The organism is Neisseria sp. P0021.S006 (assembly GCF_051956895.1).
Map to the genome: position 1 here is coordinate 1 of NZ_JBQCWZ010000012.1, position 24,229 is coordinate 24,229.

Annotated in this window: 25 protein-coding genes, 1 tRNA gene and 2 pseudogenes; 7 read left to right on the forward strand and 21 right to left on the reverse strand. The window is 48.5% G+C overall.

The window, feature by feature from the left end; all coding sequences use genetic code 11:
* The 3 genes and pseudogenes from ACTHUM_RS04105 to ACTHUM_RS04115 form a co-directional block, all read left to right on the forward strand.
* Positions 1-172: pseudogene (locus tag ACTHUM_RS04105) on the forward strand (PspA/IM30 family protein); the annotation flags it as partial.
* Positions 173-384: 212 nt separating this feature from the next.
* Entirely contained in the window at positions 385-1,050 is a 666-nt protein-coding gene (locus ACTHUM_RS04110) for a YqiJ family protein (RefSeq protein WP_440361221.1), read from the forward strand.
* 212 nt (positions 1,051-1,262) lie between these two features.
* Positions 1,263-2,975, forward strand: a complete 1,713-nt coding sequence (locus tag ACTHUM_RS04115) for a flotillin family protein (RefSeq protein WP_004519001.1) — start codon at positions 1,263-1,265, stop codon at positions 2,973-2,975.
* A 372-nt stretch (positions 2,976-3,347) separates the two neighbouring features.
* Here the strand turns inward: ACTHUM_RS04115 and ACTHUM_RS04120 are convergent, their stop codons facing one another.
* The 11 genes from ACTHUM_RS04120 to ACTHUM_RS04170 form a co-directional block, all read right to left on the reverse strand.
* Positions 3,348-3,773 carry a F0F1 ATP synthase subunit epsilon gene (locus ACTHUM_RS04120; protein ID WP_004519002.1) on the reverse strand — a complete coding sequence of 142 codons (426 nt, stop codon included), beginning with the start codon at positions 3,771-3,773 and terminating at the stop codon, positions 3,348-3,350.
* A gap of 10 nt (positions 3,774-3,783) precedes the next feature.
* Positions 3,784-5,181, reverse strand: a complete 1,398-nt coding sequence (atpD, locus tag ACTHUM_RS04125) for a F0F1 ATP synthase subunit beta (protein ID WP_003748111.1) — start codon at positions 5,179-5,181, stop codon at positions 3,784-3,786.
* Positions 5,182-5,219: 38 nt separating this feature from the next.
* On the reverse strand, positions 5,220-6,095 hold the full coding sequence (atpG, locus tag ACTHUM_RS04130) for a F0F1 ATP synthase subunit gamma (RefSeq protein ID WP_004519003.1): 876 nt from the start codon (positions 6,093-6,095) through the stop codon (positions 5,220-5,222).
* Between the two features lie 24 nt (positions 6,096-6,119).
* Entirely contained in the window at positions 6,120-7,667 is a 1,548-nt protein-coding gene (gene atpA, locus ACTHUM_RS04135; protein ID WP_003676111.1) for a F0F1 ATP synthase subunit alpha, read from the reverse strand.
* Positions 7,668-7,677: 10 nt separating this feature from the next.
* A complete protein-coding gene (locus ACTHUM_RS04140; RefSeq protein ID WP_004519004.1) occupies positions 7,678-8,211 on the reverse strand; it encodes a F0F1 ATP synthase subunit delta in 534 nt (177 codons plus the stop codon).
* Positions 8,212-8,215: 4 nt separating this feature from the next.
* Positions 8,216-8,686 (reverse strand): F0F1 ATP synthase subunit B, encoded by a 471-nt coding sequence (locus ACTHUM_RS04145; RefSeq protein ID WP_003708446.1) that lies wholly within the window; start codon positions 8,684-8,686, stop codon positions 8,216-8,218.
* 73 nt (positions 8,687-8,759) lie between these two features.
* Positions 8,760-8,996, reverse strand: a complete 237-nt coding sequence (gene atpE / locus ACTHUM_RS04150) for a F0F1 ATP synthase subunit C (protein ID WP_004519005.1) — start codon at positions 8,994-8,996, stop codon at positions 8,760-8,762.
* 64 nt (positions 8,997-9,060) lie between these two features.
* Entirely contained in the window at positions 9,061-9,927 is an 867-nt protein-coding gene (gene atpB, locus ACTHUM_RS04155) for a F0F1 ATP synthase subunit A (protein WP_003748099.1), read from the reverse strand.
* On the reverse strand, positions 9,917-10,270 hold the full coding sequence (locus ACTHUM_RS04160) for an ATP synthase subunit I (protein WP_049336018.1): 354 nt from the start codon (positions 10,268-10,270) through the stop codon (positions 9,917-9,919). The genes atpB and ACTHUM_RS04160 overlap by 11 nt, the downstream gene beginning before the upstream one ends.
* A 280-nt stretch (positions 10,271-10,550) precedes the next feature.
* Positions 10,551-11,411 (reverse strand): ParB/RepB/Spo0J family partition protein, encoded by an 861-nt coding sequence (locus tag ACTHUM_RS04165; protein WP_039861871.1) that lies wholly within the window; start codon positions 11,409-11,411, stop codon positions 10,551-10,553.
* 101 nt (positions 11,412-11,512) lie between these two features.
* A complete protein-coding gene (locus ACTHUM_RS04170; RefSeq protein WP_004519009.1) occupies positions 11,513-13,297 on the reverse strand; it encodes a bifunctional chorismate-binding protein/class IV aminotransferase in 1,785 nt (594 codons plus the stop codon).
* Between the two features lie 166 nt (positions 13,298-13,463).
* Between ACTHUM_RS04170 and ppk2 the strand changes: the two genes are divergently transcribed.
* Positions 13,464-14,393 carry a polyphosphate kinase 2 gene (gene ppk2, locus ACTHUM_RS04175; protein ID WP_004519010.1) on the forward strand — a complete coding sequence of 310 codons (930 nt, stop codon included), beginning with the start codon at positions 13,464-13,466 and terminating at the stop codon, positions 14,391-14,393.
* A 53-nt stretch (positions 14,394-14,446) separates the two neighbouring features.
* On the opposite strand, the gene ACTHUM_RS04180 is transcribed toward ppk2, so the two are convergent.
* The 5 genes from ACTHUM_RS04180 to tpiA form a co-directional block, all read right to left on the reverse strand.
* Complete coding sequence (locus tag ACTHUM_RS04180) at positions 14,447-14,881, reverse strand: pyridoxamine 5'-phosphate oxidase family protein (RefSeq protein WP_004519011.1); 435 nt, start codon at positions 14,879-14,881, stop codon at positions 14,447-14,449.
* Positions 14,882-14,934: 53 nt separating this feature from the next.
* Positions 14,935-15,492: a UbiX family flavin prenyltransferase gene (locus tag ACTHUM_RS04185; RefSeq protein WP_004519012.1), complete on the reverse strand. Its 558-nt coding sequence runs from the start codon at positions 15,490-15,492 to the stop codon at positions 14,935-14,937.
* Positions 15,493-15,582: 90 nt separating this feature from the next.
* A tRNA-Leu gene (locus ACTHUM_RS04190) sits at positions 15,583-15,668 on the reverse strand.
* Positions 15,669-15,683: 15 nt separating this feature from the next.
* Positions 15,684-16,043 (reverse strand): preprotein translocase subunit SecG, encoded by a 360-nt coding sequence (gene secG, locus ACTHUM_RS04195; protein ID WP_004519013.1) that lies wholly within the window; start codon positions 16,041-16,043, stop codon positions 15,684-15,686.
* Between the two features lie 7 nt (positions 16,044-16,050).
* Positions 16,051-16,824: a triose-phosphate isomerase gene (gene tpiA, locus ACTHUM_RS04200; protein WP_004519014.1), complete on the reverse strand. Its 774-nt coding sequence runs from the start codon at positions 16,822-16,824 to the stop codon at positions 16,051-16,053.
* 183 nt (positions 16,825-17,007) lie between these two features.
* Here tpiA and ACTHUM_RS04205 point away from each other — a divergent pair, with 183 nt between their 5' ends.
* Positions 17,008-17,664, forward strand: a complete 657-nt coding sequence (locus tag ACTHUM_RS04205) for a protein-L-isoaspartate O-methyltransferase family protein (protein ID WP_039861872.1) — start codon at positions 17,008-17,010, stop codon at positions 17,662-17,664.
* A gap of 50 nt (positions 17,665-17,714) precedes the next feature.
* Positions 17,715-18,044 (forward strand): rhodanese-like domain-containing protein, encoded by a 330-nt coding sequence (locus ACTHUM_RS04210; RefSeq protein WP_440361236.1) that lies wholly within the window; start codon positions 17,715-17,717, stop codon positions 18,042-18,044.
* Between the two features lie 66 nt (positions 18,045-18,110).
* Here the strand turns inward: ACTHUM_RS04210 and ACTHUM_RS04215 are convergent, their stop codons facing one another.
* The 5 genes from ACTHUM_RS04215 to acpP form a co-directional block, all read right to left on the reverse strand.
* Positions 18,111-19,541, reverse strand: coding sequence for a basic amino acid/polyamine antiporter (locus tag ACTHUM_RS04215; RefSeq protein WP_049336020.1), 1,431 nt, complete (start codon positions 19,539-19,541; stop codon positions 18,111-18,113).
* 98 nt (positions 19,542-19,639) lie between these two features.
* Positions 19,640-20,527, reverse strand: coding sequence for a homocysteine S-methyltransferase family protein (locus ACTHUM_RS04220; RefSeq protein WP_039861922.1), 888 nt, complete (start codon positions 20,525-20,527; stop codon positions 19,640-19,642).
* Positions 20,528-20,668: 141 nt separating this feature from the next.
* Positions 20,669-21,361, reverse strand: coding sequence for a hypothetical protein (locus ACTHUM_RS04225; protein ID WP_039861873.1), 693 nt, complete (start codon positions 21,359-21,361; stop codon positions 20,669-20,671).
* A gap of 181 nt (positions 21,362-21,542) precedes the next feature.
* Complete coding sequence (gene fabF / locus ACTHUM_RS04230; RefSeq protein ID WP_049336023.1) at positions 21,543-22,790, reverse strand: beta-ketoacyl-ACP synthase II; 1,248 nt, start codon at positions 22,788-22,790, stop codon at positions 21,543-21,545.
* A gap of 162 nt (positions 22,791-22,952) precedes the next feature.
* The gene (gene acpP, locus ACTHUM_RS04235; RefSeq protein ID WP_003679644.1) at positions 22,953-23,189 is read right to left on the reverse strand and encodes an acyl carrier protein; all 237 of its coding nucleotides are present in this window, start codon (positions 23,187-23,189) and stop codon (positions 22,953-22,955) included.
* A 254-nt stretch (positions 23,190-23,443) separates the two neighbouring features.
* Here acpP and ACTHUM_RS04240 point away from each other — a divergent pair.
* Positions 23,444-24,098, forward strand: a pseudogene (locus ACTHUM_RS04240) (IS1595 family transposase).
* Positions 24,099-24,229: the final 131 nt, after the last annotated feature.

Below are 24,229 nucleotides of genomic sequence, written 5' to 3' on the forward strand. Positions count from 1 at the left end.
TGCCCGTGATGCCGAAAAAAGCGGCAATGCCTTCGACCGTGTGATGGGTCGCCAAAACTCGGTACACAGCAGCACCGATGCGGCGCAGTTGGCCAAGCTGAAAGAACTGGAAGACTTAAGCCGCAACAACCGCATTGCCGAAAGATTGGCGGCATTGAAAGCGAAATCATAAGCCATATTGAGAAAATCGCAGTTTCAGACGGCCTCTATCTTCACGGAGCCGTCTGAAAAAAGAAAACCATACACACCTCAATAACAAAAAGATGACGGATTGGGAAAAATCCTGTCAGTTACGACAAATTAATAAAAACCCATATCCAATCTGCTTAACTTTAAAATAAAATATATGCTGTCTGAAAATTAAAAAGAATAAGGAAATGCAATATGTGGAATCTAATCAACGCCCCCGAAACTGAAATCTTCGGCATTGCCATTGCGCTGATGGTTTTGCTCGGTGTGTTGGAAGTCATTTCCATGCTGGCAGGCGGTATCAGCGACTGGTTGGACAACCTGTTGCCAGACAGCCTGACCGAAACTGCACACGCCGAGGTAGGATTGGATGTGGCGGATGCAGGCATATTCGTGCGTTTCCTGAGCTGGCTGTATGTCGGACGTATCCCGGTATTGATGTTGATGGTGGTGTTTCTTGCCGTATACGGACTGACGGGTTATCTGTTTCAGACGGCCTTTGCCACTGTATTCGGCAGTTATCTGAATGGCACGCTGGCAGCAGTCATCGTTTGGTTTCTTTCCCTGCCCTTGGTGCGCGTAACAGCTAGCAGTTTGTACAAAATTATGCCGAAAGATGAAACCACGGCCGTTTCTCAGGAAAGTTTAATCGGGCGCGTCGGCACGGTGGTGTTGGGCGAAGCTCGGCTAGGCAATGCGGCGCAGGCGCGCGTAAAAGATGCTTACGGCCAACAGCATTATGTGATGGTAGAGCCTGACTCTGAAGATGTATTGAAACAAGGCGATGCGGTATTGCTGGTGTCGTTGGATGGAAATACATTTAAAGCGATTTTGAATCCGAGCGGCAGCTTGGTAGATTAAGGCCGTCTGAAACCGCTGATTTATCGATACGGTAAAAATAGATACTTTACCGCCCTATCCTCACCATCTAGAAATCCGAAATAACAATATAGAAAAACAACCACTCTATTATTTCAACCCATATTTTTAACCCTTTCAGACGGCTTCCTTCCCTCAAAGCTTTCTGAATCCACCGCCCCCAAAGGCATATTAACAAGAAGAAAGGAAAAACCATGAATTTGGTCTCCATCGGCACTATCGCCGGCGTCATACTCGTCGCGCTGTTTGTACTCGGCCTCATCCTGACCCGTCTGTATCGCCGTGCCAGCAAAGAAGTCTCATTTGTCCGCACCGGTTTTGGTGGCGAAAAAGTCATCATGAACGGCGGTGCGATGGTGCTGCCTGTATTGCACGAAATCATCCCCGTCAACATGAATACACTGCGCCTTGAAGTGCGCCGCGCAGCCCAACAAGCGCTGATTACCCGCGACCGGATGCGCGTTGACGTGATGGCGGAATTTTACGTCCGCGTTAAACCCAGCGCCGAGAGCATTGCGACCGCCGCACAAACACTGGGTATGAAAACCATGTCTCCCGATGAGTTGAAAGACCTCGTCGAAGGTAAATTTGTTGACGCCCTACGCGCCGTTGCCGCCGAAATGGCGATGGAAGAACTGCATGAAAAACGTGTTGATTTCGTTCAGAAAGTACAACAAGTCGTGAGTGAAGACTTGTTCAAAAACGGTCTCGAACTCGAAACCGTTTCCCTGACCGGCCTCGACCAAACCAGCTTCGAATTTTTCAACCCGCAAAACGCCTTTGACGCGGAAGGTTTGACCAAACTGACCGAAACCATCGAAGGCCGCCGCAAAAAACGTAACGAAATCGAACAAGACACCGATTTGGCAATCAAAACCAAAAACCTCGAAGCCGAGCAGCAACGCCTGAAAATCTCGCGCGAAGAAGAATACGCCAAACTCGAACAAGAGCGTGAGATTGCCGTCCGCCGTGCCGAACAAGAGGCCAGCATTGCCGAACAAGAATCTCAGAAAAAACGTGAAGCGGAAGAAGCCAAAATTGCGGCTGAACGCGAAGTGGATTTGAAACGCATTGCCGCCGAACGCGACATTAAAAACGAAGACATTAGAAAAGCCCAAGCCGTTGAGCAGGCCGAGGTTGAACGCCGCAAAGCCATCGAATTGGCCGAGCAAGACCGCGCCATCGCCGTTGCCGAAAAATCGCGTGCTGAATCCGAAGCCAAAGCCGAAGCCGACAAAGCCCGCGCCGCCGCCGTTCGCGAAGAAGAGAGCGTGATTACCGTACGCGAAACCGAACGCGCCGAGCGTGCCAAAGCGGTTGAATTGATTGCCGCAGAAGAAGCCGCGCAAAAAGATGCGATTTCGCTCACTGTTGCTGCCGAAGCCGAAAAACAAGCCGCACAAGACCGCGCAGAAGCCGTGCGTATTGCCGCCGAAGCCGAAGCCGAAAAACACCGCCTGCAAGCCAAAGGTGAGGCAGATGCCAAAATTCTGTTGGCGCAAGCGCAAGAGCAACAATACAAGGTTGATGCAGAAGGTACCCGCGCTGTAAACGAGGCTGCCAACGTCCTGAGCGTTGAACAGGTTGAAATGCAAGTCCGCCTTGCCCTCTTAAAACACCTGCCGGACATCATCCGCGAATCCGTCCGCCCGATGGAAAAAATCGAAGACATCAAAATCTTGCAAGTCAATGGTCTGGGTGGCTTTGCCGGTGGTGCAAACGGTGCGGAAGGTGTTTCAGACGGCCAAACCACACAAGCCAGCCTTGCCGATCAAATGGTCAACAGCGCCCTGCGCTACCGCAGCCAAGCTCCGTTGGTTGACGGTCTATTGAAAGAGTTGGGACTGAATGGTGGCGACATCAACGGTCTGACCCAAGGACTGGATAAAACCATCGACCAATCATAAATGAATACCGTAATAATGGTTTAAAGGCCGTCTGAAAAGTTTCAGACGGCCTTTTGTTTATACAAGGGCTTCCGCAAATTCTAATATTTTCAATACTGATCAATTCAGATCTGTTGCGGTTGCAATAAATTAGGAATTATCCACCCTGCTTTTTGTGGTTAAAAAAGATTGAGTAGGCTATTCTTAGCCAAATAACAAGACTAACTGCTTTGAAAATGATCCGCCAACAATTGAGTCATAAAAACCGGTTCTACCGTTCCGATTTCAAGTTTGCCATCTACTCATCTATCGACATTTCAATACCAAGCTGCTTATCTTCAGGCAAATAAAAAAGCACAACATTTCGTTGTGCTTTTTCTTGATGAACCCACATTACTTGTTTTTTTGCGAACGAAGGTAATCCAAAGTTTTCAGCTGGGCAATGGCTGCTGCCAATGCTTTGTGCGCTTCGGCCAGAGATTTATCATCTTTGGCTGCAGAAACACCTGCCTCGGCTGCTTTTTTAGCTGCTTCAGCACGCGCCTGATCCATTTCGGTACTGCGGACGGCAACGTCTGCCAATACGGTAATCTTATCAGGCTGTACTTCTAAAACGCCACCGGAAACGGCAACCAGCACTTCTTCAGCTTCACCCGGAACAGTCAAACGCAATGCGCCGGGGCGTACCAAACTCATAATCGGCTCGTGTCGTGGATAAATACCAAGCTCACCTTGAACGGTCGGAACCACCACAAAGCTGGCTTCGCCCGAATAGATGTTTTGCTCGCTACTGACCACTTCAACTTGCATGACGCTCATGCCGACCTCCTTAGTTTAAGGTTTTCGCTTTCTCAACTGCTTCTTCGATGCCGCCTACCATGTAGAACGCTTGTTCAGGCAGATGGTCGTATTCGCCGTTCAAGATGGCTTTAAAGCCGGCAATGGTATCGCGCAGGGCGACATATTTGCCTGGAGAACCTGTAAACACTTCTGCAACGTGGAACGGTTGAGACAGGAAGCGTTGAATTTTACGGGCACGCATCACAGTCAGTTTGTCTTCGTCAGACAATTCGTCCATACCCAGAATGGCAATAATGTCGCGCAATTCTTTGTATTTTTGCAGAGTAGACTGTACACCGCGCGCTACGTCGTAATGCTCTTGACCCAATACCATCGGATCCAATTGGCGCGAAGTAGAGTCAAGCGGGTCAACTGCCGGGTAAATACCCAAAGATGCAATGTCACGGCTCAATACGACGGTCGCGTCCAAGTGGGCGAAAGTTGTCGCTGGAGACGGGTCAGTCAAGTCATCCGCAGGTACATATACGGCTTGGATGGAAGTGATGGAACCTGTTTGGGTAGAGGTAATACGCTCTTGCAAACGACCCATTTCTTCAGCCAATGTCGGTTGGTAACCCACTGCAGAAGGCATACGGCCCAACAGTGCAGATACTTCGGTACCGGCCAGAGTGTAACGGTAGATGTTGTCGACGAAGAACAATACGTCGCGACCTTTACCGTTTTCGTCTTTTTCGTCACGGAAGTATTCGGCCATAGTCAAACCGGTCAAAGCAACGCGCAGACGGTTGCCTGGAGGTTCGTTCATTTGGCCATACACCATGGCTACTTTATCCAATACGTTGGAATCTTTCATCTCGTGGTAGAAGTCGTTACCTTCACGGGTACGTTCACCCACACCTGCGAACACGGACAGACCGCTGTGCGCTTTGGCGATGTTGTTGATCAATTCCATCATGTTCACGGTTTTGCCCACACCGGCACCACCGAACAGACCTACTTTACCGCCCTTAGCAAACGGACACAGCAAATCGATCACTTTAATACCGGTTTCCAACAATTCGGTAGTTGAAGACAACTCGTCGAATTTCGGAGCAGTTTGGTGAATAGCACGGCTCTTGTCGGTATCGATCGGACCTGCTTCATCAACAGGCGTACCCAATACGTCGACAATACGACCCAATGTACCTTTACCTACCGGTACAGTGATTGGCGCACCAGTATTGCTTACAGACATACCGCGTTTCAGGCCGTCTGAACTACCCATTGCAATAGTACGGACAACGCCGTCACCCAGAAGCTGTTGAACTTCCAGAGTCAGACCGTTCTCGTCCAATTTCAGGGCATCGTAAACATGCGGGATAGCGTCGCGTGGAAATTCCACGTCAACCACCGCACCAATAACTTGTACGATTTTGCCTTGGCTCATTATCGTATCCTAATTTCCTGTTCAGGCTTCAGACGGCATTAAACTGCCGCTGCACCTGCTACAATTTCTGACAATTCTGTGGTAATCGCGGCTTGACGCGATTTGTTGTACACCAAGCGCAATTCTTTAATGGCATTACCTGCGTTATCGGTTGCGGCTTTCATCGCTACCATACGCGCGGCTTGTTCAGATGCCATGTTGTCGCTCAATGCCTGATAAACCACAGACTCTAAATAGCGGCGAACCAAATATTCCAATACGGCGATAGGACTCGGCTCGTAGAGGTATTCCCAAGTAAATGAAGAATGACCTGTTCCGTCGTCAATAACGTTTTCACCGATAGGCAGCAAAACTTCCATACGCGGCTCTTGGCGCATTGTATTGACGAAACGTGAGTAAACCATATGGATACGGTCTAATTCATGCTTCTCATAACGTTGGAAGATTTCGGTCAGAGGGCCGAGCAGCAATTCCATTTTTGGGGTATCACCCAAATTGGTTGCGCTGGCAATAACATTCAAACCGATGCTTTGGCATGCAGCCAAACCTTTACTACCCAGGCACACGACTTCGACTTCGATGCCTTGTTCCTGATACTCTTGAACTTGCGCCAAAAACTTTTTCAGTACGTTTGCGTTCAAGCCACCGCACAAACCTTTGTCCGAGGTAATCAAAATGAAACCGGCACGACGCACTTCGCGGTGCGGCTCCAACAATTTGATACCATGATCGGCATTAGTTTGTGCAAGATGGCTCATCACTGTACGCACTTTTTCGGCGTACGGACGCGCTAAGCGCATCCGGTCTTGAGTCTTCCGCATTTTAGAGGTCGACACCATTTGCATCGCTTTAGTGATCTTTTGGGTATTTTGAACACTACGGATTTTGGTGAGAATCTCTTTTCCGACTGCCATTTCAGACTCCTTTCATCTCAATACTTATGCTTGGTAAGCGTAAGAAGATTTGAAAGATTTCATGGCTTCGGTCAATGCTTTTTCGCTTTCGTCAGACATTGCGCCTGATGCATTAATCGCTTCCAGAACCTCAGGATGTTGCGTACGTACGAAACTCAAGAATTCTGCTTCGAAAGCCAAGGCTTTGGATACCGGAACATCTGCGTAAGAACCGTTGTTGATCGCCCACAAAGTCAATGCCATTTCGGCAGTGTTCAATGTGCTGAATTGTTTTTGTTTCATCAATTCAGTAACTACTTCACCGTGTTGCAGCTGTTTGCGCGTTGCTTCGTCCAAATCGGAAGCAAATTGCGAGAACGCTGCCAATTCACGGTACTGTGCCAACGCCAAACGGATACCGCCACCCAGTTTTTTGATGACTTTGGTTTGTGCTGCACCACCTACGCGCGATACGGAAATACCGGCATTGATTGCAGGACGGATACCGGCGTTGAACAAGTCGGTCTCCAAGAAGATTTGGCCGTCTGTAATCGAGATTACGTTGGTTGGTACGAATGCTGATACGTCACCGGCTTGGGTTTCAATAATTGGCAACGCAGTCAGAGAACCGGTTTTGCCTTTTACTTCGCCATTGGTCAGTTTTTCAACTTCGTTTTCGCTGACACGGGCTGCACGTTCCAACAGACGGGAGTGCAGATAGAATACGTCGCCAGGATATGCTTCACGGCCAGGAGGACGGCGTAACAGCAGAGAAATTTGACGGTATGCAACGGCTTGTTTAGACAAGTCATCGTATACGATCAACGCATCTTCACCACGGTCACGGAAGAATTCACCCATGGTACAACCGGAGTAAGGAGCGATGTATTGCAGTGCAGCGGCTTCAGAAGCAGTTGCAGCAACCACGATGGTATGCTCCATCGCGCCATGCTCTTCCAATTTGCGTACTACGTTGGCAATAGAAGATGCTTTTTGACCGATAGCCACATAAATACAGATAACGCCTGTACCTTTTTGGTTAACGATGGCATCCAGTGCCACGGCAGTTTTACCGGTTTGACGGTCACCAATGATCAACTCACGTTGACCACGACCAACCGGAACCATAGAGTCAATGGCTTTCAGGCCGGTTTGCATTGGTTGGTCAACCGATTTACGCGCAATCACACCCGGTGCAATTTTCTCGATTGGAGCAGTCAATGTTGTGTTGATTGGACCTTTACCATCGATAGGACGACCCAATGCATCAACCACACGGCCAACCAGTTCGCGACCGATCGGCACTTCCAAAATACGGCCGGTACAGGTAACTGTATCGCCTTCTTTAATGTGTTCGTACTCACCCAACACTACGGCACCGACGGAGTCACGCTCCAAGTTCATGGCCAGACCGAAAGTGTTACCGGGGAATTCGAGCATCTCACCTTGCATCGCGTCTGACAAGCCATGAATGCGCACAATGCCGTCTGTAACAGAAACAACGGTACCACGGGTACGCACTTCTGCATTGACGGACAGATTTTCGATTTTAGCTTTAATCAAATCGCTAATTTCAGCAGGATTAAGCTGCATGAAAACTCTCCTAATTTGTCATAGTCGCATACAAAGCATTCAGTTTGCCTTGTACGGACAAATCCAAGACCTGATCACCCACTTCTACTTTGATGCCGCCGATTAATTCAGGGGCAACTTTAGCTACCACATCCAATTTGCTGTTGAAGCGTTTTGTCAGGATATCGGTAACATCGGCCAGCTGCTGAGAACTGAGCTCATACGCGCTGTAAATTACTGCCGATTTCGTATTGTTGTGTATCAAGGTCAAATCTTGATATTGGGCATAAATTTCCGGCAATACCAGCAAACGCTTTTGCTCGGCCAAAACGGTAATAAAATTTGCCAATTCGACATTTTTGATACCGACAAGACCTTTGAGCGTTTCTGCCTTTTCGGAAGCTCCCGTTTCCGGCTGCTCGATGAAAGCAATGACTTTCTCATCCTGAACAACCGCTGCGAGTTCTTTCAGTTCGCCCAACCAAGACTCGATTTGGTTTTTTTCCTGAGCCAGACTAAACAATGCTTTCGCATAAGGTCTGGCAATCGTTGCGAACTCTGCCATAAGATTACAGCTCCTGTTTTAAGGCACTGAGCAGATCTGCATGTTTGGAAGCATCGACTTCTTTACGCAGGATAGATTCCGCACCTTTAACAGCCAATGAAGCGACCTGTTCGCGCAACACTTCGCGTGCACGGTTAACTTCTTGCTCTACATCAGCTTTTGCTTGGGCTGCAATGCGTGCTGCTTCATGAGAAGCTTGCTCTTTGGCTTCTTCTACAATTTTTGCAGCACGTTTTTCGGCGTTGGCAACCATTTCGGTTACCTGATTACGCCCTTCGGCCATAAGTTCTGCAACTTTTTTCTCTGCCTGCTCAAAATCGCTCTTACCGCGCTCGGCAGCAGCCAAGCCTTCGGCGATTTTTGCGGCACGCTCATCCAATGCTTTGGCGATCGGAGGCCATACGAATTTCATCGTAAACCATACCAAGCCAAAGAAAACTAGGATTTGCGCAAATAAGGTTGCATTAATATTCACGTTACTTAACCTTCGTATCTGGGTTAATCAAACAGACGGCAAGCCTGTATCTGAACGGATCGCTCCGTCTTGATTACGCACCACTAAACGGGTTAACGAAGGCGAACAACAGGGCAATAGCCACACCGATCAAGAAAGCCGCGTCGATCAGACCAGCGATCAAGAACAGTTTGGTTTGCAGAGGACCGATCAGCTCAGGTTGGCGAGCAGAAGATTCCAAGTATTTAGAACCAACCATTGCAATACCGATAGAGGCACCCAATGCGCCCAAGGCAACGATCAAACCACATGCGATAGCAATCAAACCCATTTTTAAACTCCTTAAAATAGTAAAGGTTAAACTACAAAAAACAAACTACAAAAAAACTACTTGATTAGTGTGCATCATGCGCCTGTCCGATATATACGAACGCCAACGCCATGAAAATAAATGCCTGCAAGGTGATGACCAAAATGTGGAAAATCGCCCAAGCCAAACCGGCAATCAGGTGGAACACAAATAAAATCGGATCCAAAGTTTCGACACTGCCGGTTGACGCCCATGCACCGCCCAACAGAGCGATCAACAGGAACACCAGCTCGCCAGCATACATATTACCAAACAACCGCATACCGTGGGATACGGTTTTGGACAAGAACTCTACCAAGTTCAGCAGGAAGTTGGCCGGAGCAAGCCACGGACCGAAAGGTGCGCAGAACAACTCGTGAATCCAACCGCCAAGGCCTTTGATTTTGACATTGTAGTAAATACAGATCAGCAATACGCCAATCGCCAGAGCCAAAGTCGTATTCAAGTCAGCTGTCGGCACGACGCGCAACAGGGCATGATGATTACCGGTAATGCCTTGCCATGCCATCGGCAGCAAATCAACCGGCAGCATATCCATGGCGTTCATCAAGAGAATCCAGACAAATAAGGTCAGACCCAACGGGGCAACGGCTTTACGCGATTGTTCGTTATGGATAATGCTTTTACACATGTCATCCACGAATTCGAACAGAATTTCAACAGCCGCTTGGAAACGACCGGGAACACCGGCCGTCGCTTTTTTGGCACCGCGCCACAAAAGGAAGCTGCCGATTACGCCCAACAGAACGGCAAAAAAGATTGCATCAAGGTTAATGAACGAAAAATCAGCAATGTTTTTCAGTCCTTGACCCTGAGTAACATCCGACATACTGGTCAAGCTTTGCAAGTGGTGCTTGATGTAGTCGGCAGCGGTCATAGTTTCACCTGCCATAGTGTTTCACTCTCAACAATACTAAAAAAACCAAATGACTGACGCCAAGAAACGCCAATAAAAATGGGTAAAATACCAGTGATCGATGCCATATCGCAAAAACGACCAACATAGATACCAGCGACAGCACTACTTTTAAAACCTCTCCGCCGATAAACATCGAACTTTGCAGATCAGGATTTCGTCGGGAAAACTTTAAAAGTAAAACTGCAACTAGGGTAGGCAAAATGTACGAAAATCCTCCCGCAAAAGCAGAGAGGAAGCCGGGCAATCCGGAAAATAACGCACAAACAACTGAAATTATTAACAATACAATCACTTGCAATGGGACTATCTGATTCATTGTACTTCACACCCCAAAACGCAAGGTAAATTAATATAATCAAGAAGTTTATTAACGTCAAGCAATATGTTAATCTTTGTGAACCTTTCACAGATAAATGATTAACACATATAAAACAAATCTTTGCAGGAACGGAGTTTAACACAAATTACATGTTGCTACACAGATTTTACAGAAGATTTTGATTTGTATTGTAAACATTTATACGCTCTACGCTTTTTCAAAAATTGAGGCCGTCTGAAAAGCTTTTTTCAGACGGCCCGTTCTGTTTATAAAGCCGTTAGAACGCTTGATTGATGCCTAACTGCTTCAGCAAATATTCGAATGTTTCCGGCGTATCAAAATGCAGCACGATTTTGCCTTTTTTCTGATTACTGGTTTTGACTTCGGCATTAACGCCCAAATGCTCGGTCAATGCATCATTGATGCGGCGGATATCCGGGTTAATGGTTTTGGTTGCTTCCGGTTTGGCTTTTTGATGTGCCAACTGGCTGCGGCGCTCTACCTCGCGTACCGACCAACCGTTTTTGACGGCTTTTTGTGCCAACTCCAATTGGTCAACCACATGCAAGGTCAGCAACGCGCGGGCATGACCCATTTCCAGACGGCGTTGGTAAAGCATTTCCTGAACCGGCTCAGGCAGGCTCAACAGACGCAGGCTGTTGGAGATGGCACTACGGCTTTTACCGACGGCTTTTGCGATGGTTTCATGAGTCAGGCCGAATTCATCGGCAAGGCGTTTCAAACCTTGCGCTTCTTCAATCGGATTCAGGTTTTCACGTTGTAAGTTTTCAATCAAACCCATGGCCAACGCAGTTTCGTCGCTGATGGTTTTAATGACGACGGGAATTTCGGTCAAACCGGCCAACTGGGAAGCGCGCCAACGGCGTTCTCCGGCAATCAATTCATATTGAGACAAACCACGTTCGCGTACGATAACCGGCTGGATAATGCCTTGCGCTTTAATGGAATCGGCCAATTCCTGCAAAGCTTCGTCATCAATTTGCACACGCGCCTGATAACGGCCGGGCTGAATATCGGCGATGGCAACCGTTGTCAGGCGGTCGCTACTGCTGCTGTCCACTGCATTGGAAATCAGCGAATCCAAACCGCGTCCCAATCCACCTTTTGCTTTTGCCATATTGTTTTCCCTTTCAGACGACCTCATTGTTGAAATGACGTATTCTATCGGATATTGCCGCTTTACGACAATTTGAATCACGATGATTTGACTATTGCCATTTATTTACGGAGCGAAACCGCAAACACGCCCCTTAAAGCGTTACTCAAACGGATTTCTTCCGCATTTTCCAATATAGCGCGCGTGATGTGGGCTTCCTTGATTGTATCTGCACCTAAATATAGCTGAGACTGCTTCAATACCGCTTGGCGCATTACCCCGTTCAAAATATCCAAATCCAAAGACGGCGTGAGCCATTGTCCTTGATATTTGACGAACACATTGCTTCTTCCACCCTCTAACAAAAGGCCGTCTGAATTGAAAAACAGACTGTCAAATGCACCCTGCCCTTCTGCCGTTTTCCATGCTTGGTCAAAAATTTCACGGCGTGTGGTTTTGAAACGGCGTAGATAATCGCGTTGGTTTAATGTGTGTTCACTCAGGATGACGTATTGCTGCCCATCCAATTCAGAAACAGCCCCATGGCTCAATGAAAGGCCGTCTGAAAACAAAGCTGCTTTGACTCTAAATAACCCACTTGGCAACTCATCTATATAATGTTGAATTTGCTCTATTGCATTTTGAGGCCAAGACAGGTTGAGCGCTTGTGCCGATCTGTTCAGACGGCCTAAGTGCAAATCGAGCAAACGGCATTGTTTGTATTCCACGCGCATGGTTTCAAAAATACCGAAATCAGGCCGCAAGTCATTCAGAAAACGCGCCTTCCAACCGCACTCGCGATATTCGGCTTCAGGGTCGCTATCAATCACAATCCCCGAACCCACGCCATAAACACCTTGATAAAGGCCGTCTGAAACGGGCTTCAGGGATAAGGTGCGGATCACAACATTAAACACACCTTCAAACCCCAAACCTGTATCGCACGGATGCAAAAAGCCAATGCTGCCTGTGTACAAACCACGCGGTTCGGACTCAAGAGACTCAATAATGTGCATACTCATGCGTTTGGGCGCACCAGTAATACTGCCGCACGGGAAGGCTGCGCGGAGAATATCGGCAACCGAAACATCAGGCAGCGCCTGCGCTTCGATGGCACTGGTCATCTGCCAAACACTGCCGAAACGGGAAACTTTAAACGGTTCAGGCACGCGTACTTTGCCTGTTTGCGCGATTTTGCCGAGGTCATTGCGCAACAAATCGACAATCATCACATTTTCGGCGCGGTTTTTCGGGTCGTTTTGCAATTCAACGGCGCGGCGTTCATCTTGCCCATCGTGAAGAATCGGCGCAGTGCCCTTCATCGGCTCGGTTGTAATCAGGCCGTTTGAATCGATTTTGAGGAAAAGTTCGGGAGAAAAACACAAAGTCCACGCTTCCTGCCCTGCCCCGTCGGGCAGACAAGACAAAACAGCATACGGCACAGGCTGGCGCAAACGGCGGTAAAGCTGAATCGGATTGCCGTAAGTTTGCAGGTGCAGGCGTGCGGTGTAATTGATTTGATAGGTATCGCCACGGCGGATGGCCTCGTGGATTTGGCGGATATGCTCGAGATAATCGGCTTCGGATATGGAGAATCGGGGAGTGGAGATGCCTGCCGCCAGGCCGTCTAAATGATTGGCCAGCCAGCTTTCGGCATCGATTTCGGAACAATCGGCAAACCAGTGCAAACGCAAATTGCCACTGTGCGCGGATGAAATATCCATCAGTGGCAATCCGAATTCGTAGTCTGCAAACAACACTGCATGCAAACCCTTTTTCCAGCCGGCTTGCAAAATACTTGTTAACGAATCCAGTTCGTTATGATAAAACCGATGGCTTTCTACATGATTTTGATAGAGTTTTGCTCGGCCGCTCACGGCATCGTCAAACAGGGCGAAATAAGGCATGATTGCTGTACAAATAGGCTGATTATACGCTGCTTTTACATAAGTTAGCAGACAAATTCAAAAAAAGCACTCGAATGTAATTTTATGTAGTCGAACGAAGTATAAAAGGGTAGAATCAAACCATACCACACCATATCATTTAAAACTTAATCGATAAGGAGACTTTATGGCAGACCACCAATTAGAACCGTTCGAGAATGTTGAACTGGGCGAGAAACAAGACCAGCTGCAAGTATTCGAAAAGGCTGTTTTGGAACACGAAGGACGCGGCACTGACGAAGATTCCAGCAGCGCACCGCTTCCTGCCAACTACCCATACAAACAACGTATGCGCCGCTCTGTTTACGAAAAAGAAAAACAGAAGCTGCAAATCGAATTGTTGAAAGTACAAAGCTGGGTTAAAGATTCCGGTCAGCGTATTGTCAGCCTGTTTGAAGGCCGCGACGCAGCCGGTAAAGGCGGTACCATCAAACGCTTCATGGAACACCTGAATCCGCGTGGCGCGCGCGTGGTTGCTTTGGAAAAACCAACCACTACCGAACGCGGCCAATGGTATTTCCAACGCTACATCCAAAACCTGCCGACCGCAGGCGAAATGGTATTCTTCGACCGCTCATGGTACAACCGTGCAGGCGTAGAACGCGTAATGGGCTTCTGCGAACCTAACGAATACCTGCTCTTCATGCGTCAAACTCCTGAATTGGAACGTATGCTTGTTGCCAGCGGTATCCATCTGTTCAAATTCTGGTTCTCCGTATCCCGTGAAGAACAACTCCGCCGCTTCATCTCCCGTCGTGACGACCCACTGAAACACTGGAAACTGTCCCCTGTGGATATCCAGTCGCTCGACCGCTGGGACGACTACACCGAAGCCAAAAACGCCATGTTCTTCCACACCCATACCGGCGACGCGCCTTGGGTCATCATCCGCTCCGACGACAAAAAACGTGCACGTTTGAACTGTATCCGCTACTTCCTGCACCAGCTGGACTATCCGGGCAAAGACGTGAAAGCCATCGGCAAAGTGGACGAGAAAATCGTTTTGGTTCCTGATACACGTTACAAAGACAAAACTGTCGAGCTCGGACACGATTAATTTGTAACCTTACCAAAGGCCGTCTGAAATTTCATCTTTCAGACGGCCTTTTCTTAATCCTCGCGATTCCAGTACGTTTTTTGTGCGAATACCAATTTATTGTCAGTGAATTTTACATTATCCAAATTCAACGCCCAGACATCACTTTTCATCACTCGAGCAGCAGGATGCGCTTTGTAAAATAAAGACTGCGCCGCTTTCAAATCCGCTTCATTCTCAATCAAAGCGGCAGTCGCCGCAAACTGAATGCCGCTGATTTTTGTGATACTGTCAGGCTGACCGGCAATGGTACCGGCTACTTTGGCAGAACGGCTCATCATTCCGCCATGTTTCGTTTTCAAAGAAGTCAACACAATCAATCGGGCATTCGCCTCATCAAACACATAAAAACAACAAGCCGCCCAAACTTCGCCGTCTGCCGCAGCGGCAATACTGACGACATGATGATTGCTCAAAAATTTAACGATATTGGTAGGAATCGCTTGCATGATTTTATCCTCTTTCTCAGTGTATTCAATTTATTTTCAGGCCGTCTGAAACATCAGCCCTGCCAGCGCGGCGCATCGGTTTGAAAAATACCGAACAAGTCCAAAGCATGAGAGACACTGTGTGTAATCATATCTTCGATGGATTCTGGCTTCTGATACAGAGCCGGAACGGGAGGAAACACAATGCCGCCCATCTCTGTTACACGGCGCATATTGTCGATGTGTGCCAAGTTTAACGGCGCTTCACGCACCATCAACACCAGCCTGCGCCGCTCTTTCAATGTTACATCCGCCGCACGGCTGAGCAAATTATCGGCAAACCCGTGAGCAACCGAAGCCAAGGTTTTCATTGAACACGGCGCAATCAACATTCCATCCGTCAAAAACGATCCGCTGGCAATACTTGCCCCGACATTACGGACGGAATGCACGACATCCGCCAAAGCATAAACGTCTTCTTTAGTGTAATCCGTTTCCAAAGCACGGGTCATCTCCGCCCCTTGCGAAACCACCAAATGCGTTTCTACCTGATGCTCACGCAAAAGCTGCAAAGCCTTCACGCCATACTGAAAACCGCTGGCACCGCTGATGCCGACAACCAAACGCTTCATTGTATTTCCCTGTCTTGGCCTAAAGATAAATGAAAGGCAGATTCTCAAGACGAAAAAATAACCGCTAAAAAGCGGTTAGATTTCCTAATGTGGTGCCGACAGCGAGATTTGAACTCGCACAGCCTATGGCCACTACCCCCTCAAGATAGCGTGTCTACCAATTCCACCATGTCGGCATAAATTAAATTGTCTTACTGCTGCTGAGGATTCGGAGCAACAGGAGTTGTATTGTTTTGTGCAGGCGTTGCAGGCTTAGGAGCTTGCTGGGTCTGCTTCACATCGCTGAAGTCTAAACCATGCTTACTGGAGTGAGTGTGAATATACACCATCGCCATGCAAGTCGCAAAGAAAAATGTTGCAGCAACGGCAGTCGAGCGGCTGAGGAAGTTGGCATTACCGGCAGAACCGAATACGCCTTGCGCGCTACCGCTGCCGGAACCGAATGTTGCGCCGGCATCCGCGCCTTTACCGTGTTGCAGCAATACTAACACGATTACGAATAGAGCGGAAATAATATTAATAATCCAGATAAGGGTTTTAAAGGCTTCCATATGTTTTCTACGAGGCTTGTGCTGCGTTGATGATGGCGGTAAAGGAGTCATATGATAATGACGCGCCACCAACCAATGCGCCGTCTACATGAGGTACTGCGAAGATGTCGGCCGCGTTATCCGCTTTCACACTTCCGCCGTAAAGAACGCGGATTTTAACATCGCTTCCGCACAAAGACAAGATTTCTTTGTAGATAAATGCGTGCATGTCGGCGATTTGTTCGACGGTGGCGACTTTGCCTGTACCGATCGCCCAAACCGGCTCGTAGGCAACGGCGATGTTTTTGGTGTTCAAACCTTGCAGGATGGAAAGCTGGTGGGCAATGACTTCGTGTTCTTTACCGGCTTCGCGTTCTTCCAAACTTTCGCCGACGCACAACAATGGAATCAGGCCGACGTTGAGGACGTTTTCCATTTTGCGGCGTTGGATTTCGTTTTTCTCGCCAAAATAAAGGCTGCGCTCGGAGTGGCCGATGAGGACGATATCTGTACCGATGTCGGCAAGCATTTCAGCGGACACTTCGCCAGTGTACGCGCCATTATTTGGGAAACGGCTCACGTCTTGCGCACAGGTCAAGATGCGGTTGTTCAAAACAATCTGCATGGCGTTGTGCAGTTGCAACAGATAAACGGTCGGAGCAGCCAGGCCGATTAACACGCGTTCTGCGGTTGGCATGACACGGAAGCGGTGCATAAGTGCATTGTTGTTTTGGAGTCGGCCGTTCATTTTCCAGTTGCCGATAACCCATTTTTGGTCCCACATTCCGATTTGGTGATACATCTTTATTGCTCCGTGTGTTGGTTGTTGCTTGCTGTAGCGTCGTGTAATGTGAAAGTTTAGTGGATATATGTGCGCTTGGCAATTATTAACGGGCCTCCGGGGCCGTCTGAAAGATGGCACACTCTCCGACAAGGATTTATAATGTATGCTTCGATAAAATTAAGAATTGAACGGAGCACAAATATGGACTTTGAAAAAGCGCGTTTCAATATGGTTGAACAGCAGATTCGTCCGTGGGATGTCTTGGACTTCGACATTTTGGATGCTTTAGAGGAGATCGAGCGCGAACATTTTGTCGGCGAGGCTTTTCAAGGTTTGGCCTATGCAGATATGGAGCTGCCGCTGACCAACGGCCATAAGATGTTGGAACCCAAAGTCGTTGCCCGCCTGGCTCAAGGCTTGAAACTGAAAAAAGACGAAACTGTCTTAGAAATCGGTACAGGCTCAGGCTATGCAACCGCCCTGCTGTCCAAACTGGCCGGCAAAGTCGTGACCGACGACATCGACGCCGAGCAGCAGCAACGCGCCAAAAAAGTTTTGGACGAATTGGGCTTTACCAACGTCGATTATGTGCAAAACAACGGCCTGACCGAAGCATCGCAAGGCGCTCCTTTTGATGCGATTTATGTGGGCGGCGCAGTAGACAGCGTACCTGAAATCTTAAAAGAGCAATTGAAAGATGGCGGCCGCATGGTGGTCATTGTCGGTCGCAAACCGGTACAACGCGTGCTTTTGCTGACGCGTAACGGCAATGAGTTTTCCGAAAAAGTATTATTTGACACCGTCGTGGCACACTTGGAAGACAAATCGGCCAATCCGTTTGGCGATTTCGATTTTTAAACAACAGGCCGTCTGAAAATTCAGACGGCCTCATGCTTTTACCCAACCCTATGACCGACATCATCCAACTCTCGCCCACCGAATTGAAACAATGGCAGGACGAAGGCCGCGCATTTCATCTGCTCGACGTCCGCACCGATGAAGAACGCGCCATCTGCACCATGCCCGCCGCCATTCATATCCCGATGAACCTCATCCCCCTGCGCCAAAACGAGCTGCCCGACGATGATTTACCCATTGTTGTCTATTGCCACCACGGCATCCGCAGCCTGCACACGGCAATGTATTTGGAAGACGCCGGATTTGAAAACCTCTACAACCTGCAAGGCGGTATTGATGCTTGGGCAATGCAGGTAGACAGCAAAATGATGCGATATTGAATCGGTTTTATCAATAAAAGGCCGTCTGAAACTGGATTTCAGACGGCCTTTTTCAAACCTTTCTGCTTACACTTGTAAGCTAGCGACAAACTGCTGTACGGCCGGCACAGCCAAAATCAACAGCAATACCAATACGGCTTTTTCCATACGGTTGAACTGACAATTTCCGTAGTGTTTCTTTTGCGAATAGAAAAACAGTAATACGCCGGGCAAATAGAGCAAGACTGAAAGCAGCAAATATTCCGTGCCTGCCGCATAGACAATCCAAGCCGCATAAAGCGTTGCTGCCGCGCCGATAAGACGGTATTTCGCCGCGGCCTTTTGTGTCAGCGATAATTTGAGCAGATATGCACCAATTAACAAATATGGTATCAAAATCATGGAAGTCGATACCATCAGCAAGGCAGAATAATCCTCGCCTTTTAACCACACCAGCAATAGGCAAAACTGCACGGTCAAGGTGGTAAACATCAATGAACCCTGCGGCACTTCGTTTTTATTCAACGGGATAAACGATTTTGGAAATGCGCCGTTTCTCGCACCCATGTGCGGAATCTCGGTCGCATACAGCGTCCAGCTTAAATAAGACGACAGCACAGACACAATCAGGCAGGAAGAAATCAACACTTTACCCCAAGAGCCGACCATGTGCGCCAACACGCCCGCCATAGACGGATTAGCCATTGCTGCAATATCCGCACGAGGCAAAATGCCTTGAGCCAAGACGGTAATTGCCACATACATGGCCAGCGTCAAGCTGACGCCGATAATGGTTGCTCGACCGACATCAGCACGACTTCGCGCATGCTTGGACAAAACCGCCGCACCCTCAATACCGGTAAACACCCACAGCGTAATCAGCATTGTGTTTTTCACCTGCGTCATCAGGCTGACATCAGGATTTTCAGGCGTAGCAAGGCTCGCCCCTGTCCAATCGGACATAAACACTTCGGTTTGAAAGAAATAGGCTGCCATACCAATAAATAAAATCAGCGGAAATACTTTGACTGCCATCGCAATCAGGTTCACTCCTGCCGCTTCTTTAATACCGCGCACCACCAACCAGTAAATCAGCCACACAATTACTGATTCTCCAACAAAAGCAGCAAATGTGTTGCCTTTGCCGAAAATCACGTTGTCCGGCGTATCGACAAATCCGCCTACTGCTTCAAACGCAACCACCAAATAGCCGACAATACCGACCGTGGTGCAAAGCCAATAGCCCCACGCCGAGAAAAAACCCATCAAATCGCCGAAGCCGTCGCGGGCGTACGTATAAATACCGCCATCCAATTCGGGCTTAAGTTTGGACAAGGCCGAAAATGACAGGCCGAGGAAGATAATGCCCACACCGGTAATCAGCCAACCCAACAGCAAAGCCTGCGAACCTGCAACGGCAGCCATATTCTGCGGCAGGCTGAAAATACCCGAACCAATCATGGAACTGATAACCAAGGCCGTCAGCGCGGCCAAGCCGATTTGAGATTTTTGCGACATGTTTATTCCTGATTTTTATCATTATGTGTTTGTGAAGCGACGGCATTACCGGCTTTTTTAGCCTGTTCTAACCGTATCAAAATATTATGCAGCTGCTTTCAGACGGCCTTAAATCCTTGCGCCAACGCACGGATATGTTCAGGTGCGATACCGCAGCACCCGCCGATGATTTCAGCACCCAAATCCGCCCATTGTCTCGCCCATGCCAAATAATTTTTCGGCGTGGCATCGGAGCGAATCGGATCCAAACCGTCGTTGGCCTCGTTCATCTGACCTTGTACCGGTTCAAATGCATTGGCGTACACACCCAGTTTCAGACGGCCTTGGGCTTCATGTGCCACTTTCAAAGCTTCTGCCATTACTTCAGGCTGACTGCAATTGAACAACATTGCCGCCGCACCTATTTCTACCGCGAAATCCGCCGCCTCGTGCACGGTTTCTCCCGAACGCAACACCGGTACATCATGCGGCATCGTATCTTCCAAAGTAAACGATACCCAAAACGGCTTACCGTCATCAGGCAGACTGCTGCGCCAGAAACGCGCTTCTTCCAAGCTGGATACGGTTTCTGCCAACCAAATATCAGCAAACGGCATCAAACCCGATATTAAAGGGCGCGCCAAAGCAGGTGCGACTTGTTTGTCAAACAAGTCAGGGCGGTAAGAACCGAATAACGGCGGCAGGCTTGCGGCTACTTTTGCAGTAGTCCCGCTTTGTTCCACCGCTTCACGCGCTAAACGGCCGGAAAGCCTTGCCCATTCGGCAGCTTGAGCATCAAAGCGCTCCTGCCCGATATGAAACGGAACAAGCGCATAACTGTTGGTCGTAATCACCTGTGCGCCTGCGCGAAGAAAGTCCAAATGCGTTTCGCGTACAATCTCCGGTGTTTCCATCAAAGCCAAAGCAGACCATTCCGGCTGACGAAACGGTGCGCCACGCCGATGCAGTTCACGCCCCATTCCGCCGTCTAAAATCGTTACCGTCATGATCGACCTCCAATGATGAATTTTTAAAATCGCCATTCTACGCTTTTTTAACTCCTTACCTTTAATCTATGAAAAACTAAACTTATGCAGTTTCGTTATATAAAAGGCCGTCTGAAGCAGGATTTCAGACGGCCTTTACGATTATTTCACAAACCGTGCATCTGCCATAAACGGCCGTGTAGCGGCTGGTTTAGCGGAATAGAAGCGGGAGAACGTGCTGTCGATTTTGGTCTGTATCGGCTTACCGTCCAATGTTGCCGATGCTTCCAATTTCACACCACCGCCACTGGTTTCGCCTAATTTCATATTTGGCAACGTCAGTTTGGCAATATTGAGTTTCACATTTCCCACTTTGGTATCGGGGGACATCAGCTGCTTACCGACCGGACGGATTTTTTCACCCTCATCATGAGGCGCGGCACCACCGTTGTCGTCAACCACGCCGATATTAATCAATCTGGCAGACGCCAAATCCATCTTGCCGTTTTTGACCGGAATACCGACAAACAGTTTTACGCCGCGATGAATGAACGTATTGTCCCGCCACTGAGTTTGGCCCTCTTTCGGCGGTTTGGTTTCTGCCGCCACCGAATAAGTGCGGCCCATAATCATCAATTTATAACCTGGAATTTTTTTCGAACCGAATCCATCAGTGATATCTTCGACCAGTTGCGGCGCAGTCAGGGTTTCGTTTGCCAAAATACGGGCTGAAGTTTCTGCCAAATGGGCAGGCTTACCGTCTATAGTCAATGCCTGTTCATGGCCAAAATCAGATGCAAATGCAGGCACGGCGGCTAGCGCGGCGGCCAATGCCAGAATACGGATGGTTTTCATTGCAGACTCCTGATAAAAATGTAATTGGGTTGATTACCCGATAAAATCCGGGCGATATTGATAGGAATCAGTATTTTTATACAAATGATACAGATTATCAAGAGTATTTAGTTTTCAAAATAAAAAAAGGCCGTCTGAAATCCAGTTTCAGACGGCCTTTTCAATCTACTTAAACCTTCTATCAGCCTGTAAAGCGTTTGAATACCAATGTGCCGTTGGTACCGCCAAAGCCGAAGGAATTGGAGATGGCAACGTCGATTTTCGCATCGCGTGCTTCGTTGGCGCAGTAGTCCAAATCGCAACCGGCTTCAACGTCTTGTTCAAAGATGTTGATGGTCGGTGGAGATTTCTGCTCGTGTACCGCCAACACGCTATACAACGCTTCCACGCCGCCGGCCGCGCCGAGCAAGTGGCCGGTCATGGATTTGGTGGAGTTAACGATGACTTTGCGCGCATGATCGCCCAAAGCGCGTTTAATGGCTTTGGTTTCGTTGGCATCGCCCAAAGGAGTCGATGTACCGTGTGCGTTGACGTAATCAACGTCTTCAGGATTCAGGCCGGCATCTTTCAGGGCGCGGGTAACGGCCAATGCAGGGCCTTCTTCGTTAGGCGCGGTAATGTGGTAAGCATCGGAGCTCATACCGAAGCCGACGATTTCGGCGTAAATTTTCGCACCGCGTTTTTTCGCGTGTTCCAATTCTTCCAACACCAGCACGCCAGCGCCTTCGCCAATAACGAAACCGTCACGGCCTTTGTCCCACGGACGGGAAGCGGTAGCAGGGTCGTCGTTGCGGGTGGAAAGTGCCTTCATGGCGGCAAAACCGCCGACGCCCAAAGTGCTGATCGCGCCTTCTGCGCCACCGGCAATCATAACGTCTGCGTCGCCGTATTTAATCAATCGTGCAGAGTCGCCGATGGAGTGTGCGCCGGTTGTACAGGCAGAAACCATGCCGTAACTCGGGCCGCGGTAGCCTTTGAGAATGGTGACATGGCCGGAAATCAGGTTAATCAGCGAGCCTGGGATAAAGAAAGGATTGATTTTGCGCGCGCCGCCTTCGATGACGGCTTTACCGGTCGCTTCAATGCTCGGTAGGCCGCCGATACCGGAGCCGATATTGACACCGACGCGGTCTTTGTCGAGGGTTTCCAAATCGTCCAAGCCTGAATCATTAATGGCCTGCAGGGCGGCGGCAATACCGTAGTGGATGAACACGTCCATACGGCGCGCTTCTTTCGCGCTGATGTATTGGCCGATGTCGAAATCGCGCACTTCGCCGGCGATTTGGCTGTTGATGTCGGATGCGTCAAAGCGGGTAATCCGTCCGATGCCGCTTTTGCCTGCGAGCAGATTGCTCCATGCGGTGGCGACGTCGTTGCCGACCGGTGATACTTGGCCAAGACCTGTGATGACTACTCTTCTCTGACTCATGATAATCTCGCTGTTGGTTGTCGGGATTTTCGCGGCAGCCTTGCTCTTTTTCTTCGTGAAAACGGGCAAAACTCATGCCGTCTGAAATTTCAGGGGTTTAATAATAAGGTAAAAGCCTCTATTGCGATGGCGCAGCAGAGGCTGGATGTTTGGTGCGACCGATTAGCCTTGGTGGGCGTTGATGTAGTCGATAGCCAATTGTACGGTAGTGATTTTTTCAGCGTCTTCGTCAGGGATTTCGCAGCCGAAAGCTTCTTCCAAAGCCATCACCAGTTCTACGGTGTCCAGAGAGTCAGCACCCAAATCGTCTTGGAAAGAAGATTCGTTTTTCACTTCGGCTTCGTTTACGCCCAGTTGTTCAGCAACAATTTTTTTAACTTGTTGTTCGATGTTTGACATGTCAGTCGTTCCTTTTCGCCTTGCGGCAGGTTGTTTAAGGGAAATAATTCGTCGGTATTGTACCGAATTTGGATAGAGTTTTCCATCTAATCCTGCATTTTAGCACAGATTATTCTGGAAAAACCTGTTGTTGCGCATATTAGCATATGCTGATTTTAACCTACAAGCAGGAATTTGTTTTTGTTACGTATCAACATTAACATTATTAAAAACAAGGGGCTGTACTAGATTAGCAGATATGTTACCCTCGAAATATGAAGATAACTCACTGCAAATTAAAGAAAAAAAGTACAGAAAGAACTGCTTCGTTTTTTTGTACTCGAAGTTACCGCCCGTTCTGCCGCCGATATTTTGGGTATCCATCCCAATTCGGCAGCACTGTTCTACCGTAAAATCCGCATGGTTATCAACTATCATTTGGCCTTGGCTGCCGATGAGGTTTTTGAGGGCTCTGTCGAACTGGACGAAAGCTATTTCGGCGGACGGCGTAAAGGCAGACGTGGTCGCGGTGCGGCAGGAAAAGTGGTTGTCTTCGGCATTCTGAAACGCAACGGACGGGTCTATACCGTTGTGGTGGATAATGCCAAGTCTGAAACGTTACTCCCTGTCATCAAAAAGAAAATCATGCCGGACAGTATTGTTTATACCGATAGTCTGAGTAGCTACGACAAGTTGGACGTGAGCGGTTTCATCCATTACCGCATCAACCATTCCAAGGAATTTGCCGACCGTCAGAACCACATTAACGGCATTGAGAATTTTTGGAATCAGGCAAAACGTGTCTTGCGAAAATACAACGGAATCGATCGCAAATCTTTCCCGTTGTTCTTGAAAGAATGCGAATTTCGATTTAACTTCGGCACACCGTCCCGGCAGCTAAAAATCCTGCAAAAATGGTGTGAAATTTAGGGCTAATCTACTAGTACAGCCCCTTAAAAAATTTTGATGGCGGTTGCTGCTGAAAAAGTAGAAATTGGATTTGAGAGAAGGTTTTTGCATATGCTGGTTTCGTGAAGGCCTACGCAGGATCAGCGTTGTCA

Bases quoted from the DNA above. Each gene is read 5' to 3' on its own strand.
- ACTHUM_RS04110 (WP_440361221.1), top strand. From the start codon at position 385: ATGTGGAATCTAATCAACGCCCCCGAAACTGAAATCTTCGGCATTGCC.
- ACTHUM_RS04115 (WP_004519001.1), top strand. From the start codon at position 1,263: ATGAATTTGGTCTCCATCGGCACTATCGCCGGCGTCATACTCGTCGCG.
- ACTHUM_RS04120 (WP_004519002.1), bottom strand. From the start codon at position 3,773: ATGAGCGTCATGCAAGTTGAAGTGGTCAGTAGCGAGCAAAACATCTAT.
- atpD (WP_003748111.1), bottom strand. From the start codon at position 5,181: ATGAGCCAAGGCAAAATCGTACAAGTTATTGGTGCGGTGGTTGACGTG.
- atpG (WP_004519003.1), bottom strand. From the start codon at position 6,095: ATGGCAGTCGGAAAAGAGATTCTCACCAAAATCCGTAGTGTTCAAAAT.
- atpA (WP_003676111.1), bottom strand. From the start codon at position 7,667: ATGCAGCTTAATCCTGCTGAAATTAGCGATTTGATTAAAGCTAAAATC.
- ACTHUM_RS04140 (WP_004519004.1), bottom strand. From the start codon at position 8,211: ATGGCAGAGTTCGCAACGATTGCCAGACCTTATGCGAAAGCATTGTTT.
- atpE (WP_004519005.1), bottom strand. From the start codon at position 8,996: ATGGGTTTGATTGCTATCGCATGTGGTTTGATCGTTGCCTTGGGCGCA.
- atpB (WP_003748099.1), bottom strand. From the start codon at position 9,927: ATGGCAGGTGAAACTATGACCGCTGCCGACTACATCAAGCACCACTTG.
- ACTHUM_RS04160 (WP_049336018.1), bottom strand. From the start codon at position 10,270: ATGAATCAGATAGTCCCATTGCAAGTGATTGTATTGTTAATAATTTCA.
- ACTHUM_RS04165 (WP_039861871.1), bottom strand. From the start codon at position 11,411: ATGGCAAAAGCAAAAGGTGGATTGGGACGCGGTTTGGATTCGCTGATT.
- ACTHUM_RS04170 (WP_004519009.1), bottom strand. From the start codon at position 13,297: ATGCCTTATTTCGCCCTGTTTGACGATGCCGTGAGCGGCCGAGCAAAA.
- ppk2 (WP_004519010.1), top strand. From the start codon at position 13,464: ATGGCAGACCACCAATTAGAACCGTTCGAGAATGTTGAACTGGGCGAG.
- ACTHUM_RS04180 (WP_004519011.1), bottom strand. From the start codon at position 14,881: ATGCAAGCGATTCCTACCAATATCGTTAAATTTTTGAGCAATCATCAT.
- ACTHUM_RS04185 (WP_004519012.1), bottom strand. From the start codon at position 15,492: ATGAAGCGTTTGGTTGTCGGCATCAGCGGTGCCAGCGGTTTTCAGTAT.
- secG (WP_004519013.1), bottom strand. From the start codon at position 16,043: ATGGAAGCCTTTAAAACCCTTATCTGGATTATTAATATTATTTCCGCT.
- tpiA (WP_004519014.1), bottom strand. From the start codon at position 16,824: ATGTATCACCAAATCGGAATGTGGGACCAAAAATGGGTTATCGGCAAC.
- ACTHUM_RS04205 (WP_039861872.1), top strand. From the start codon at position 17,008: ATGGACTTTGAAAAAGCGCGTTTCAATATGGTTGAACAGCAGATTCGT.
- ACTHUM_RS04210 (WP_440361236.1), top strand. From the start codon at position 17,715: ATGACCGACATCATCCAACTCTCGCCCACCGAATTGAAACAATGGCAG.
- ACTHUM_RS04215 (WP_049336020.1), bottom strand. From the start codon at position 19,541: ATGTCGCAAAAATCTCAAATCGGCTTGGCCGCGCTGACGGCCTTGGTT.
- ACTHUM_RS04220 (WP_039861922.1), bottom strand. From the start codon at position 20,527: ATGACGGTAACGATTTTAGACGGCGGAATGGGGCGTGAACTGCATCGG.
- ACTHUM_RS04225 (WP_039861873.1), bottom strand. From the start codon at position 21,361: ATGAAAACCATCCGTATTCTGGCATTGGCCGCCGCGCTAGCCGCCGTG.
- fabF (WP_049336023.1), bottom strand. From the start codon at position 22,790: ATGAGTCAGAGAAGAGTAGTCATCACAGGTCTTGGCCAAGTATCACCG.
- acpP (WP_003679644.1), bottom strand. From the start codon at position 23,189: ATGTCAAACATCGAACAACAAGTTAAAAAAATTGTTGCTGAACAACTG.